We start from the raw sequence: 13247 nt of genomic DNA, 5'->3' as shown, positions 1-13247 counted from the left end.
CAAGGCCAAGGGAGATCCTCGGTCATGAGTCGGTAAGGATTTTCTGGGTAAGGGACCGGCGTGGAAGAGGTGTGCCGTTGAGCAGGATCACGCAGGTCGCCGTCGGGGGAGCCTTACTGTTCGGCGCGCTGGGCTGCACCGCGTCGGCCGAGACGGTCTCCGCCGACCTCACGATGACACCGACCCCCGCCCTGCCGACGCCGCTCGTCTCGGTCTCGCGGCAGGACGTGCGGGTGGAGGTCGATCCGAAACGGATCGTCGGCGGGTCGACCAAGAGCATCCACATCACCGCCAGGTGCCCGCTGCCGCAGGGCGGCACGGAATATCGGGCGACGGCCCGCTCCGACGCCTTCACCGGGCTGGTCACGCTGGTCGCCCCGGCACCGCCGTCGGCCACCCCGCCCGCGACCGTGCCGATGGTGCGCGGCAGCGCGACCATCAGGGCCGGGGCCAAGGCGGGCGGCTACCGCGTGCAGGTGCGCTGTGAGGCCACCAACGACATCGGCAGCGCGTCGTTCAGGATCGTCGCGCCGGAGCCGGAGCACACCGAGGAGCACACGAGGATTCCCACCCGGGCGCCGCACGCGGGCGGCGGCGGCACGGCGGCCGGGGGCCCCGAAGACGAGTCCGGCCTGCCGACGGGCGTGACCGTCGTCGTGCTGCTGGCCGCGCTCGGCGTCGGCATCGGCGTGGCCCGCAGGCGCTCCGGAGCCTGACCTTGGCGATGTCCACCCGGGGGGTGATCATCGCCGGGGTGGTCACCGGTCTCGCGTTCGCCGCCGTCGCCGGCGGCAAAGGGATGACGGACCAGCCCGCCGCCCGATCGTCCGTGGTCCCCAAGCGGATCGACATCCCGGCGCTGCACCTCAAGGCCCCCCTGATGAAGCTCGGCCTGTCCGACGAGGGCGACGTCGAACTGCCGCCGTTCGACAAGCCGACCACCGCGGGCTGGTACACGGGAAGCGCCGTGCCGGGCGACCCCGGCGCCTCCGTGATCATCGGTCATGTGGACACCAAGACCGCTCCCGCCGTGTTCTACCGGCTGCGCGACCTGCGCAGGGGAGAGGTCGTGAAGGTGGTGCGCAGCGACGGCAAGACCGTCTCCTACCGGGTCGACTCCGTGGAGCGCGTGCCGAAGGACGATTTTCCGGCCGAGCGCGTCTACACCGAGGACGGCCTGCGCCTGATCACCTGCGGCGGCGACTTCGACTGGTCGCGGCACGAATACCGCGACAACGTCATCGTCTACGCCTCCCTCATGCGCGCCGCCTGACGCCCACTGACGACGCCAGCGGGGCGCGCGGGCCGGGGCGGTCACCGCGACGAGGACCGGGCGGCCCGGAACCGGTCCCGGGCGTGGTCGTCCGCCTTCGCACAGCGACTACGCTGACCTTCGTGCTTGTCTTGGCCTTCGACACCGCCACTCCCGCCGTCACCGCCGCGCTGCACGACGGCGCGCGTGTGGTGGCGGAGTCGACGACGATCGACGCGCGGCGGCACGGGGAACTCCTCGCGCCCGCCGTCGAGCACGTCCTGCGCGAGTCCGGCGCGACGATCAAGGACGTCACCGCCATCGTCGCCGGGACCGGCCCCGGGCCCTACACCGGCCTGCGGGTCGGCCTGATGACGGCGACGGCGCTGGCCATGACCGCCGGTGTTCCGGCGTTCGGGATGTGCACGCTCGACGCCCTCGCGTACGCCGCGCGGGAGAGCGGCCCCTTCCTGGTCGCGACCGACGCGCGCCGCAAGGAGGTCTTCTGGGCGCGGTACGGCGACCCGCGCACGCGGCTCGACGGGCCGCGCGTGGACCGGCCGCACGACCTGCCGGGGGAACTGCCCGTGATCGGCGCGGGCGGCGCCATGTACGCCGACGTGATCGGCGCCGACCGGGTGCGCGGTCCCGAACATCCCTCGGCGGGAGCCCTCGCGGCTCTCGCGGCCGAACACCTCGCGACGCTGAGCGAGGAGGAGGCGGCGGAGCTCGCCCGGGTGCCCGAGGGACGCGTGGACTCGGTCGAGAAGGCGCGGGAGCTGGCCGTGCTCGGCCCGCCCCGGCCCATCTATCTGCGGCGTCCCGACGCGCAGGTGCCCGGGGCGCCGAAGCGGGTGACGGCGTGATCCGCCTCGGGGGCACGTCGTGAGGCAGGCCGAGGTCGTGCTGCGCCGGATGACCCACGAGGATCTGCCCGCCGTGATGGACATCGAGCGGACCACGTTCCCCGCGGACGCCTGGAGCGAGGCCATGATGCGCGGCGAGCTGGCCGACCAGCCGCGCACCCGGCACTACGTCGTCGCCGAGGTGGGCGACCGCGTCGTGGGGTACGCGGGCCTGGCGGCGGCGGGCGACCAGGCCGACGTCCAGACGATCGCGGTCCTCGCCGATCACCGGCGCGCCGGCGTCGGGACCGCGCTGATGGACGCGCTGCTCACCGAGGCCGCCCGCCGCGGCGCGGTCTCGGTGTTCCTGGAGGTGCGCGCCGACAACCCGCCCGCACAGGCGATGTACGAGCGGTTCGGCTTCCGGCGGCTGGGCCTGCGACGGCGCTACTACGAAGACGGCACCGACGCCATCACCATGGTGAAGGACCTCGGGCCACCACACGGAGACCCGGGGGACGGGGCATGAGGAGGTGGCATGAGTGAGCGTAGTGAGCGAATCAGTGAACACAGTGCAATTCGCGAATGCGACTCCGAGCCGCGAGGCGAGGAGGTGGCATGAGTGAGCGTAGTGAGCGAATCAGTGAACACAGTGCAATTCGCGAATGCGACTCCGAGCCGCAAGGCGAGGAGGTGGCATGAGCAGGCGTGACGAGCCGATCGTGCTGGGGATCGAGACGTCCTGCGACGAGACGGGCGTGGGCATCGTCCGCGGCCACACGCTGCTGGCCAACACCATCGCCTCCAGCATGGACGAGCACGCCCGCTTCGGGGGCGTGGTGCCCGAGGTGGCGTCGCGGGCTCATCTGGAGGCGATGACGCCCACGGTCGAAGGCGCGCTGGCCGCCGCAGGGCTGCGCTTCTCCGACATCGACGCGGTCGCCGTCACCGCCGGTCCCGGTCTCGCGGGTGCGCTGCTCGTCGGCGTGGCCGCCGCCAAGGCGTACGCGCTGGGGCTCGGCGTCCCGCTCTACGGGGTCAACCACCTCGCCGCGCACGTCGCCGTGGACCAGTTGGAGCACGGACCGCTGCCCAAGCCCTCGGTCGCGCTGCTGGTGTCGGGAGGGCATTCCTCGCTGCTCCTGGTGCCCGACGTGGCGCAGGACGTGATCTCGCTCGGGTCGACCGTGGACGACGCGGCCGGGGAGGCGTTCGACAAGGTGGCCCGGGTGCTCGGGCTGCCGTTCCCCGGCGGGCCGCACATCGACCGGGCCGCCCGTGAGGGCTCGGGCACGGCGGTGGCGTTCCCGCGCGGCAAGTACGACGACGGCACCCTCGACTTCTCCTTCTCGGGGCTGAAGACGGCCGTGGCGCGGTGGGTCGAGGCGCGTGAGGCGGCGGGCGAGGCGGTGCCCGTGGCCGACGTCGCCGCGTCGTTCCAGGAGGCGGTCGTGGACGTGCTCACCCGTAAGGCCCTGCAGGCGTGCGCCCGCTACGACGTGAAGGACCTGCTCATCGGGGGTGGCGTGGCCGCGAACTCCCGGCTGCGGGCCATGGCCCAGGAGCGCTGCGACGCGGCCGGGGTTCGCCTGCGGGTGCCGCGGCCCGGCCTGTGCACCGACAACGGCGCGATGGTGGCGGCGCTCGGCGCGAACCTGGTGGCGGCGGGCGCGAAGCCCTCCACTCTGGATATCCCGGCAGACTCGTCGCTTCCGATCACCGTCGTCAACGTCTAGCGCCGCCCTCGCGCTCGCCTCCGTCGTCCGTCACGGCGACGGGGTGGTGGGAGCGGTTCTCGGCAGGCGTGGCCGTGGCCGGGGCGGTTCTCGGTCGGGTGGCCGGGGGCGGTTCTCAGTCGGTGTGGCCGCGGGCGGGGCGCAGGAGGACCTCGGCGAGCGCCAGCATGGTCTCTTCAAGTGCGGCGAGCCGCCGGGCCACGTCGCCCCGGGCCGGTTCCATGGCGCGGGTGACCGCGTCCGAGATGGTCTCGGCGATCTGTTCGCGGTCGGGCCGGCTGCGCACCGCGTCCGCGAGGGGCACCACGGCCCCCGCCGCCAGGGTGAGGTCGGCGTTCATGCCCGCGATGGTGGTGCTCATCTCGTCCACGCCGGCGGCGACGTCCCCGACGTCGGCGCCCAGCGCGGTCACCCTGGCGTCCATGCCCTCGACGGCGTTTCCGAGCCCGGCCACGGTGCCGCGCAGTTCCCCGATGCCGAGATCGGCGGGCAGGCTCCCGACCCGCTCGCCGACCGCCTCGACCCCGCTCTCCACCGCCTCGATCCGGCCCCCGACCGAGTCCAGCCGTTCGACGACGACGGCCTCCAGCCGTTCGGTGCGCTCGGTGAGCGCGGCGAGGACCTTGTCGATCCGGGTGAACCGCCCGGCGGCGGCCTCCATGCTCCCCTGGAACTTGCCGAGCCGATGCGAGACGTCCGCCATCCGGTCGGCGAGGCCCTGGGTCCGGCCGCCGACCTCGTCCACGTGGTCGCGCAGCAGTTCCATGTGCTGGGCCAGCCCCTCCGCCCAGGCGGGCGGCCTGACCGTCATGTCGTCGAGCCGCTGGGTGATCGCCTCAAGCGCGACGCCGAGGCCGCCCAGCTCACGCTCGCGCACCTCGCGCAGGAGCCACTCCATGCCCTCCAGCCGCTGGCGGATCTCGTCGAGCACGGCGCCCTGCGTCCGCTGCTCGTAGACGTGGTCCTGGGCCGCCCGGGCGAGCAGTTCACGCATCCGGTCGGAGATGGCGGTCTGGCTGCCCGCCTGGAGGAGGTTGTGGCTGGAATGCTCCACCGAGAATGCTCCTTCACTCGCCGAAACGTCGGTTCGGCCCGTCTCGCGCAGATGAACGAACAGGCGGCACGCCCGACGGCCAACTTTAGGCCCTGACCCGCGGCCATCAGGCGTGGAATGAGAAAGGCGGTAATTGCCAGTGTATTGTTCCGGTTTTACCCGTCTGTGCTGGTAGCGGGCCGGCAGAGCAGGGCGAACGGCCTTTCTTCGATGCGGGTCAGCACGATCACGCAGGAATTGTCGCCGGAAAGCCGCAGATCCTTGCGCAGCCGTTCGACGTCGACGGCGGACCCGCGCTTCTTGATGGTGACCACGCCGACGCGCCGTTCGCGCAGCGCCGCCCTCAGCCGTTTGAGCGAGAACGGCATGACGTCGGTCACCTCGTAGCAGGACGCCCATTCCGTCCGTACGAGCCGGTCGCTCGTGATGTAGGCGATCCGCGGATCGAGGAGACGGCCCGACATGAGGGCCGCGACCTCGCCGACCAGATGGGCCCGCACCGCGGCGCCGTCGGGCTCGTAGAGATAGCGGCACACCGGCCCGGTCTCCGCCTCCGCGCCGGACGCCGTGAGCGTGGCCCCGGACGGCAGCAGGGTGGCGCGCCGGACGCCCGGCCCCAGGCCGGTCCAGATCGCCGCCTCCTTCACCTCGCCGCGGTACGACACCCACTCGGCCTCGGCGCCTTCCGGGATGAACTCGTACGGGATGCCGGGGGCCACCTTCAGGCAGGCCGCCGGGGCGCGGGCCACCAGGTCGAGCACGACCGGCCACGTGGGGGAGTACGCCATCGGATCGAAGGTCCGTCCCCTCGCCCCCCTTCTGGCGGGATCGGCGAACAGCAGGCCGTATCCGGCGGGGTCGGCCAGCGCGGCGTCGCCCGTGCGGACGTCGACCAGGGAGGACAGGCCGAGCGCCGCCGCGTTGGCGCGGGCGATCTCCACGGTCAGCGGGTCGAGGTCCACGGCGTGCACCGGACAGCCCGCCCTCGCCAGCGCGACCAGGTCCCCGCCGATCCCGGAGCAGACGTCCAGCACGGCAGGGCCGCCCTCCGGCTCTCCGGCGGCGCGGATTCCGGTTGCGCGGGTTCCGGTTGCCCGGATTCTGGCGGCACGGTGGGCGGCGACCTCAGGACGGGTGGCCTGCTCCAGCCCGTGGGGGGTGAAGTACATGACGGCGGCGTCGGGGCCGAACTTCGCCTCGGCCCGCCGCCGCAGCGACGCCTGGGTGAGCGCCGCCGCGGCCAGGTCGGCCGGGTGGCCGCGGCGCATCGCGCTCGCGGCGGCCACGGGATCGGCGCCGTCGGCGAGTATCTTCACGGCCTCGTCCAGGGCCCCGCGCCCGGCGGGCGTGAGCAGCGTGCGGAAGGCGTCCAGGTCCACGCTCGCGACGCTACCGCCTGCCGGACCAGCACGTCGGCCGGCGGTCAGCAGGAGCCGACGTCGCCGAGCGAGGTGAGCAGCTTGCAGAGCAGCCCGGACAGCCGCTCCCGGTCCTCGGCGGTGAGGCCGGACAGCATCCGCTCCTCGTTGGCCACGTGCCCCTCCAGCAGGGTGTCGACCACCGCCCGGCCCTCGTCGGTGAGGGTGATCAGGACCATGCGGCGATTGGTCGGCGAGACCTCCCGGTGCACCAGGCCCCGGGCGACGAGGCGGTCCACCCGGTTGGTGAGCGCGGCGGAACTGACCATTGCGGCCGTGGCGAGATCGCTCATGCAGAGCCGGTGATCGGAGTTGGACCGGAAGAGAGTCGCGAGCACGTCGAACTCCCACGGTTCGAGGTCGTGCCCGGTGAAGTACTCCTTGATGCCCTTCTCCATCAGGCGGGACGCGCGGGAGATCCGCCCGGCCACCCCCATCGCCGAACAGTCCACGTCCGGGCGTGCCCGGGCCCACTGACCGAGGATCTGGTCGACGGCGTCGTTGCCGGGAGCGTAGTCGCCGGCGGTGTTGTTCGCGGCGGTGTTGTTCGCGGGGGTGCCGTTCGCGAGGGTGTCGTTCCCGGGCGTCTCGTTCGTGAGGGTGTCGTTCATGGCGCGCGCGGTCTGGGTTCTCCTCGCCGCTCCTCCTCCATCAGCCATCGTAGCCGACACTTCGACGTTGAAATATCTGCGGGAGGCGCGCTACCTTCTGTATCGAACAGTAAGACATCGAAATGTTTGAGGTGGAAATATGAAGATCCTGCTGCTCGGCGCGACGGGATACATCGGTTCGGCGCTGGCGGAGCGCCTCGCCGGAGGCGGCCACGAGGTGGTCGCGCTCGTCCGGCCGAAGGCCCGCGAGACCGCCGTACCGGGCGAGGTCCGCCATGGCGACCTGTACGAACCCGAGACCCTCAAGAGCGCGGTGACGCCGGACATCGACGTCGTCGTCCACGCCGCCAACCCCACCGGGGACGAGGAGGTGGACGTCGCGGTTATCGAGGCGCTGGCCGGAGGAGGCGCGCGGCTCGTCTACATCAGCGGCGTCTGGGTGCTCGGCGCCACCACCGAGGCGGCGGGCGAGGACGCGCCGGTGAACCCCATCACTCCCTCCCGCTACCGTCCGCGGGTGGAGAGGCTCGTGCTCGACGCGGGCGGCGTCGTCGTCAGGCCCGGCATCGTGTACGGCCGGGGCGCCGGAATCCCCACCGTGCTCGCCGTCCCCGGGCAGGAGGACGGCCGGTATGTCCACGCGGGCGGCCCGGTGCCGACCTGGGCGACCGTCCATGTCGACGACCTGGCGGACCTGCTCGTGCTCGCGATCGAGAGGGCGGCGCCGGGGAGTCTCTTCCACGCCGTCGCCGAGGAGGCGGTGAGCGTCGCCGACGTGGCGGCGGCCGCGGGCCGCACGGGGAGGGCCGTGCCGTGGCCGATCGACGAGGCGAGCGAGGTGCTCGGGCGTCCCTTCGCCGAGGGGCTGGCCCTGAGCCAGGTGGTGAGCGGCGACCTCGCCAGGAAGGTCCTCGGCTGGCGGCCGAGCCGCCCCGGCATCCTCGACGACGTCCGCTCCGGCTCGTACGCCTCCCGCGCCTGACGATCTCCGCAGGGGGCGCGGGTCCGCCGGAAGGGGCGACGGTGACGCCGGCGCGGCGGGCGCCTGAACGTGTGATCGCGGGCACGTTGCCGCCGGATGCGTCTGACCTGCGATGCCGGTTCGTGTTGACTGTCACGCGCCACTTGCATACTGTTTCGTGTTGGCACTCTCCCATCGAGAGTGCCAATAGCGACGAGACAGGTCTGACACCCGCGACGGCAGGCCGCTGGTCGCCTCTTCAGCTCATTCATCGCAATCTGAAGGGGAGGTCCGATCGTGACGACCGCCACCAAGGTTCCCGTTAAGCCGCTTGGCGACCGCATCGTGGTCCAGCCGCTTGAGGCCGAGCAGACCACCGCCTCCGGCCTGGTCATCCCGGACACCGCCAAGGAGAAGCCGCAGGAGGGCCGCGTCCTCGCTGTGGGCCCGGGCAACTGGGACGAGGACGGCGAGAAGCGCATTCCGCTCGACGTCAAGGAGGGCGACGTCGTCCTCTACAGCAAGTACGGCGGCACCGAGGTCAAGTACGGCGGCGAGGAGTACCTGGTGCTCTCGGCCCGCGACGTGCTCGCCATCATCGAGAAGTAGGCCGCGCCGGCTTGTGGAGCCCCGGGACCATGCGCCCGGGGCTCCGCGCGCTCACAAGGAGACCTGAATGCCGAAGATCCTGGAGTTCGAAGAGGACGCGCGGCGCGCTCTCGAGCGTGGTGTCAACGCTCTCGCCGACGCCGTCAAGGTGACGCTCGGCCCCCGCGGCCGCAACGTCGTCATCGACAAGAAGTTCGGTGCCCCGACGATCACGAACGACGGTGTCACCATCGCTCGCGAGGTCGAGCTGGACAAGCCGTACGAGAACCTGGGCGCCCAGCTCGCCAAGGAAGTGGCGACCAAGACCAACGACATCGCGGGCGACGGCACCACCACCGCGACCGTCCTGGCCCAGGCCATGGTCCGCGAGGGCCTGCGCAACGTGGCCGCCGGGGCGCAGCCGCTGGGGCTCAAGCGCGGCATCGACAAGGCCGCGCAGGCCGTCAGCGAGCGGCTGCTCGGCAGCGCCCGCCACGTCGAGGACAAGAAGGAGATCGCCAACGTCGCGACGATCTCCGCGCAGGACGCGAAGATCGGCGGCCTGATCGCCGAGGCGTTCGACAAGGTGGGCAAGGACGGTGTCATCACCGTCGAGGAGTCCAACGCGATGGGCCTCGAGCTGGAGTTCACCGAGGGCCTCCAGTTCGACAAGGGCTACCTGTCGCACTACATGGTGACCGACTCCGAGCGCATGGAGGCGGTCCTGGAGGACCCCTACATCCTCATCACCCAGGGCAAGATCGCCTCCATCGCGGACTTCCTGCCGCTGCTGGAGAAGGTCGCCCAGAGCAAGCGCCAGCTCCTGGTCATCGCCGAGGACGTCGAGGGCGAGGCCCTGGCCGTCCTGGTGACCAACAAGATCCGGGGCACCTTCACCTCGGTTGCCGTCAAGGCCCCCGGCTTCGGCGACCGCCGCAAGGCCATGCTGCAGGACATCGCCATCCTCACCGGCGGCCAGGTCGTCAGCGAGGAGATCGGCCTCAAGCTGGAGCACGTCGGCCTCGAGGTGCTCGGCACGGCCCGCCGCGTCGTGGTCAACAAGGACACCACCACGGTCGTGGACGGCGCCGGCGACGCCCAGGCGATCGAGGACCGCGTCCGCGAGATCAAGGTCGCGATCGAGCAGTCCGACTCCGACTGGGACCGTGAGAAGCTCCAGGAGCGTCTCGCGAAGCTGGCGGGCGGCGTGTGCGTGCTGCGTGTCGGCGCCGCCACCGAGGTGGAGCTGAAGGAGAAGAAGCACCGCCTCGAGGACGCGATCTCCGCGACCCGCGCCGCGATCGAGGAGGGCATCGTCTCCGGCGGTGGCTCCGCGCTCGTGCACGTGTCCAAGGAGCTCGACGACCTGGGCCTGACCGGCGACGAGGCCACCGGCGTCTCGATCGTCCGCAAGGCGCTGATCGAGCCCGCCCGCTGGATCGCCGAGAACGCGGGCATGGAGGGCTACGTCGTCACCACCAAGATCGCCGACCTGAACGCCGGTGAGGGCCTCAACGCCGCCACCGGTGAGTACGGCGACCTGGTGGCCCAGGGCGTCATCGACCCCGTCAAGGTGACCCGTTCGGCCGTGCAGAACGCCGCGTCCATCGCCGGCATGCTGCTCACGACCGAGGCCCTCGTCGTGGACAAGCCCGAGGAGGAGGCTCCGGCCGCCAACGGCGGTCACGGTCACGGCCACGGTCACGGCCACTGATCCCGCGCCTTCCGCGCCTCGCGCCCCGCGCTCGCCCGCAAGGGTGGGCCGCGGGGCGCATCGCTTTTTGCGCCCCTTGCCCCTTCCGCGGCGGGGCGGGCCGCTGGGGACGAAGCCGGATCGCGGCCAATGCGAACGACGCACGCTTCTTTTTCCCTGTCAAGTCATCAGGCGTATATCCCTTGTTTTCGGCATTCCGGTTGGAATGTTCCAACGGACTAGTGATCAGATGATTACGGACCGTTATCGACGCGTCAATGTGACCAATCCGTAGCCGTTAACCATGACGACATGAACGATCGCGACGGGCATCATGCCTAACGTGACCGAGGGATGCGTCGCCGACGCCGCAACTGGGGTAAGGCTTGCGACGAGATCGGATGAGCCCGACCTCAGGGAACTGACCAGCCTTGCCGTACAGGGAGATCGCACCGCGATCGAATCACTGCTGGGACATTTGCGCCCGATGGTGGTTCGCTACTGCAGAGCTCGACTGGGCAGGGTGTCCGGTCAATACCACATCGCCGACGACGTGGCCCAGGAGGTGTGCATCGCGGTGCTGTCGGCGCTGCCGCGCTACCGCGACATGGGCCGCCCGTTCGCCTCGTTCGTCTTCGGCATCGCCTCCCACAAGGTGGCCGACGCCCTGCGCAGCTCGGTCCGCTCGGCCGTGCCGACGCAGGACCTGCCGGACGGGCCCGACGAGGGCCCCGGGCCGGAGGAGACGGTGGTGCGCTACATCGAGGCGCAGCACGCCCGCGACCTGCTCGCCCGGCTCCCGGACACCCAGCGCGAGCTCCTCATCCTGCGGGTGGTGTCGGGACTGTCCGCCGAGGAGACGGGTAATGTACTCGGCATGTCACCAGGTGCCGTCCGGGTCGCGCAGCATCGTGCGCTCGCCAGGCTCCGGCAGCTGGCCGAGCTGGAGTCGATTGCGTGACCACGAAACGTCGTCGTACGGCTCGCCACCTCGGGTCGTACGGCGATGCCGACGTGGAGGGCGAAGTACTGCGGACGGACGCCCTCCTCGACGCGCTCGCCCGCCGTGAGCCGGTCGGCGGCGCGGACGCCGCCATCCGCTTGCTCGGCGCGCTCGTCGCCGACGTGGACAGTCAGCGGCTCTCCTCGGTGTCGATCACGCCGTCCACGTAGCCCCGGGCGTACTCCCAGCTGACGTAGTCGGCCGGGTCGGGCTGGTAGGCCGGCTCGTGGACCTGCGGCCGGCCGTTGTCGATCATCTGGCGCAGGTTGCCGCGCAGCAGGTCCCAGTCGAAGTAGTGCTGTTCGCCGCACTCCGGGCAGTCGAGGACCAGCCCGAGCACGCCCTGGGGCTCGAGCAGAGAACGGAAGACCTCCACGTCGGCGAGGTCGGTCAGCGCCTCGTCGCGTTCCGCGAGCGTCAGCGGCTCCACGTCGTCGGGCGCTCCAAGCTCCGCCGCGGGGTCGTTGGGGTCATCCGCGAACGGGTCGCGGGGGACGTCTTCCAGCACGCATCCCACCTTATGACCACGGCCCCCTCCACGAGCGAAAGTGCGCCCCAACTGCTCGTCGGGCCGTGATCCGGGGCGCGGGCCTCACAGCCAGCCGCGGCGGGCCGCCTCCACTCCGGCGTGGAAACGGGACTGGGCCCCCAGCTCCGACATCGCCTCGGCGAACCTGGCCCGCACCGTGCGCACGGAGACCCCGAGGTGGCGGGCGATGGCGTCGTCGGACAGGCCGTGCGCGGCCAGCCGCAGCACCTGCTGCGCGTTGTTGTGCGGGGAGATCGGCGCGGCCCGGGCCCACAGCTCCTCGAACAGCGCCCGCAGCGCCCCCACCACGACCGGGGCGTGGACCAGGTAGCAGTTGTAGGAGTGTTCAGGCAGTGGGACGCCCCACTCGGCGGGCAGCCCGGCGGTGCCGTCGCCGAGCGCGAAGAACCAGCTCGGCACCGTGTCGAGGGCGCGCAGCCCCGCGCCCGCGGCGGAGAATCGCGCGCACACCTCCCGCATGGCGGGCGCGGACACGGCGTCGAGCGCGACGACCATCCGCGGGCGCAGGATGCCGTCCGCGGCGGCCTGGATCCACTGGCCGCCGTATCCGTCCGCGAACCTGGCCATGGTGCGGCGGTCCGGCACGGCCATGACCAGCTCGGCGGGGGGCGCCTGCAGCGCGAGGCCGATCACGCTCTCGCAGAGCTCGTCGGCGCCGCTCAGCGGCTCGACCGAGAACCGCCCGCTGCGCCAGTCGCGGCCCGCGTCGTAGTGGTGGGTCAGGCGGCCGGCCGCCGCGAGCACCTCGTCGATCTGACGGGTCTCCCGGGCCACGCGGTCCAGCCTCTCGGCCACCAGCCGCCCGATCGTCGCGGCCGGGTGCCGGGCGAGGAACTCCTCCCGCTGCCGGTTCACCGCGCCGAGCCGTACGAGCCCGTCCAGGGCGTCGAGCACGTCCTCTGCGGGCCGGTCGACGGCCTCGGCCAGCTCGGTCAGCGTGGCGCGGTGCAGCCGCAGCATGGCCGTGTAGAGGGCCGCCTGGTCGGAGGAGAGCCCGAGGCTCTCGAACGGGTCGGTCTGCAAGGCGGCGTTGTGCGTCGTACTCATGCTCGCTCCGTCGGGGTGGTCACACTGGTCGCGCGGCGCCTGCGGCACCGCACTGGTCGCGCCGCGTCAATCGCGCCGCCGGGTCGCGTCGTGCCGGTCGCGGCGTGCCGATCGCATCGGGCGCGCTGATCCACGCGCTGATTAGCTGGGCGAAAACGTTTCCCGGCGTCCGGCGCGCCGACTTCCGCCCCACCCCCTCGCTCTGAGTCGCGAGAATAGCTCGGATTTTCCGCGCTGTCCGTGCCGTTCCCACATTTGGCACGGCCGGCGGTGGCGGCTTTTGTATGGACGTGAGGGTTCGCATTTGTTTCCGGCCCGGTTCCGGGAGACAGGAAATGCATCTTTGTGCAGTTGCACGTTACGCCATTGCGCACGGACGCTGCGTGACGCATTCTTGACCCAGCGTTAGCCGGGAACGCCGCGTCTGCCGGGCGCGGAGGGGGGCTCGACGGGCGTGGCGGGCGCGACGCGGGGAAGTGGGGGGACCGG

General features: G+C 71.6%; 15 protein-coding genes. 10 read left to right on the top strand and 5 right to left on the bottom strand.

Annotation, left to right across the window (positions count from 1 at the left end; translation table 11 throughout):
• The first annotated feature begins 77 nt into the window (after nucleotides 1–77).
• The 5 genes from ACIBK1_RS21660 to tsaD all read left to right on the top strand — a co-directional run bounded on the left by ACIBK1_RS21660 (nucleotide 78) and on the right by tsaD (nucleotide 3833).
• Entirely contained in the window at nucleotides 78–716 is a 639-nt protein-coding gene (locus ACIBK1_RS21660; RefSeq protein WP_156080934.1) for a hypothetical protein, read from the top strand.
• Nucleotides 717–724: 8 nt separating this feature from the next.
• Nucleotides 725–1273 carry a class F sortase gene (locus tag ACIBK1_RS21655; protein ID WP_036406796.1) on the top strand — a complete coding sequence of 183 codons (549 nt, stop codon included), beginning with the start codon at nucleotides 725–727 and terminating at the stop codon, nucleotides 1271–1273.
• A 122-nt stretch (nucleotides 1274–1395) separates the two neighbouring features.
• On the top strand, nucleotides 1396–2118 hold the full coding sequence (gene tsaB / locus ACIBK1_RS21650; protein ID WP_030508376.1) for a tRNA (adenosine(37)-N6)-threonylcarbamoyltransferase complex dimerization subunit type 1 TsaB: 723 nt from the start codon (nucleotides 1396–1398) through the stop codon (nucleotides 2116–2118).
• Between the two features lie 19 nt (nucleotides 2119–2137).
• On the top strand, nucleotides 2138–2626 hold the full coding sequence (gene rimI / locus ACIBK1_RS21645) for a ribosomal protein S18-alanine N-acetyltransferase (RefSeq protein WP_030508377.1): 489 nt from the start codon (nucleotides 2138–2140) through the stop codon (nucleotides 2624–2626).
• Between the two features lie 169 nt (nucleotides 2627–2795).
• Entirely contained in the window at nucleotides 2796–3833 is a 1038-nt protein-coding gene (gene tsaD, locus ACIBK1_RS21640) for a tRNA (adenosine(37)-N6)-threonylcarbamoyltransferase complex transferase subunit TsaD (RefSeq protein ID WP_030508378.1), read from the top strand.
• 115 nt (nucleotides 3834–3948) lie between these two features.
• On the opposite strand, the gene ACIBK1_RS21635 is transcribed toward tsaD, so the two are convergent.
• From ACIBK1_RS21635 to ACIBK1_RS21625, 3 genes are all read right to left on the bottom strand, one after another.
• Complete coding sequence (locus ACIBK1_RS21635) at nucleotides 3949–4887, bottom strand: hypothetical protein (RefSeq protein WP_051761784.1); 939 nt, start codon at nucleotides 4885–4887, stop codon at nucleotides 3949–3951.
• A 155-nt stretch (nucleotides 4888–5042) separates the two neighbouring features.
• Nucleotides 5043–6266, bottom strand: coding sequence for a class I SAM-dependent methyltransferase (locus tag ACIBK1_RS21630; protein WP_396737206.1), 1224 nt, complete (start codon nucleotides 6264–6266; stop codon nucleotides 5043–5045).
• Nucleotides 6267–6310: 44 nt separating this feature from the next.
• Nucleotides 6311–6916 carry a MarR family winged helix-turn-helix transcriptional regulator gene (locus ACIBK1_RS21625; RefSeq protein ID WP_396737203.1) on the bottom strand — a complete coding sequence of 202 codons (606 nt, stop codon included), beginning with the start codon at nucleotides 6914–6916 and terminating at the stop codon, nucleotides 6311–6313.
• Between the two features lie 139 nt (nucleotides 6917–7055).
• Here ACIBK1_RS21625 and ACIBK1_RS21620 point away from each other — a divergent pair, with 139 nt between their 5' ends.
• The 5 genes from ACIBK1_RS21620 (at nucleotide 7056) to ACIBK1_RS21600 (ending at nucleotide 11331) form a co-directional block, all read left to right on the top strand.
• Nucleotides 7056–7898 carry an NAD-dependent epimerase/dehydratase family protein gene (locus ACIBK1_RS21620; RefSeq protein WP_396737200.1) on the top strand — a complete coding sequence of 281 codons (843 nt, stop codon included), beginning with the start codon at nucleotides 7056–7058 and terminating at the stop codon, nucleotides 7896–7898.
• A 276-nt stretch (nucleotides 7899–8174) separates the two neighbouring features.
• Nucleotides 8175–8486, top strand: coding sequence for a co-chaperone GroES (groES, locus tag ACIBK1_RS21615; RefSeq protein WP_030508383.1), 312 nt, complete (start codon nucleotides 8175–8177; stop codon nucleotides 8484–8486).
• Nucleotides 8487–8553: 67 nt separating this feature from the next.
• The gene (groL, locus tag ACIBK1_RS21610) at nucleotides 8554–10179 is read left to right on the top strand and encodes a chaperonin GroEL (protein WP_030508384.1); all 1626 of its coding nucleotides are present in this window, start codon (nucleotides 8554–8556) and stop codon (nucleotides 10177–10179) included.
• Nucleotides 10180–10492: 313 nt separating this feature from the next.
• The gene (locus ACIBK1_RS21605) at nucleotides 10493–11119 is read left to right on the top strand and encodes a sigma-70 family RNA polymerase sigma factor (protein WP_030508385.1); all 627 of its coding nucleotides are present in this window, start codon (nucleotides 10493–10495) and stop codon (nucleotides 11117–11119) included.
• Complete coding sequence (locus tag ACIBK1_RS21600) at nucleotides 11116–11331, top strand: anti-sigma-D factor RsdA (RefSeq protein ID WP_143734054.1); 216 nt, start codon at nucleotides 11116–11118, stop codon at nucleotides 11329–11331. Before ACIBK1_RS21605 ends, ACIBK1_RS21600 begins: the two co-directional genes overlap by 4 nt.
• Here the strand turns inward: ACIBK1_RS21600 and ACIBK1_RS21595 are convergent.
• Both ACIBK1_RS21595 and ACIBK1_RS21590 read right to left on the bottom strand, forming a co-directional pair.
• Nucleotides 11292–11669 (bottom strand): DUF5319 domain-containing protein, encoded by a 378-nt coding sequence (locus ACIBK1_RS21595; RefSeq protein WP_030508386.1) that lies wholly within the window; start codon nucleotides 11667–11669, stop codon nucleotides 11292–11294. The two genes, ACIBK1_RS21600 and ACIBK1_RS21595, sit on opposite strands and share 40 nt — an antisense overlap.
• Before the next feature lie 84 nt (nucleotides 11670–11753).
• On the bottom strand, nucleotides 11754–12758 hold the full coding sequence (locus ACIBK1_RS21590; RefSeq protein WP_030508387.1) for a helix-turn-helix transcriptional regulator: 1005 nt from the start codon (nucleotides 12756–12758) through the stop codon (nucleotides 11754–11756).
• Nucleotides 12759–13247: the final 489 nt, after the last annotated feature.

This window comes from Microbispora rosea, from assembly GCF_044460045.1.
Lineage (GTDB): Bacteria > Actinomycetota > Actinomycetes > Streptosporangiales > Streptosporangiaceae > Microbispora > Microbispora rosea.
This window is presented reverse-complemented; position numbering and strand designations above follow the sequence as displayed.

Coding starts and splice junctions, on each gene's coding strand:
- ACIBK1_RS21655 (WP_036406796.1), top strand. CDS start 725: ATGTCCACCCGGGGGGTGATCATCGCCGGGGTGGTCACCGGTCTCGCG.
- tsaD (WP_030508378.1), top strand. CDS start 2,796: ATGAGCAGGCGTGACGAGCCGATCGTGCTGGGGATCGAGACGTCCTGC.
- ACIBK1_RS21625 (WP_396737203.1), bottom strand. CDS start 6,916: ATGAACGACACCCTCACGAACGAGACGCCCGGGAACGACACCCTCGCG.
- ACIBK1_RS21620 (WP_396737200.1), top strand. CDS start 7,056: ATGAAGATCCTGCTGCTCGGCGCGACGGGATACATCGGTTCGGCGCTG.
- groL (WP_030508384.1), top strand. CDS start 8,554: ATGCCGAAGATCCTGGAGTTCGAAGAGGACGCGCGGCGCGCTCTCGAG.
- ACIBK1_RS21605 (WP_030508385.1), top strand. CDS start 10,493: ATGCCTAACGTGACCGAGGGATGCGTCGCCGACGCCGCAACTGGGGTA.
- ACIBK1_RS21590 (WP_030508387.1), bottom strand. CDS start 12,758: ATGAGTACGACGCACAACGCCGCCTTGCAGACCGACCCGTTCGAGAGC.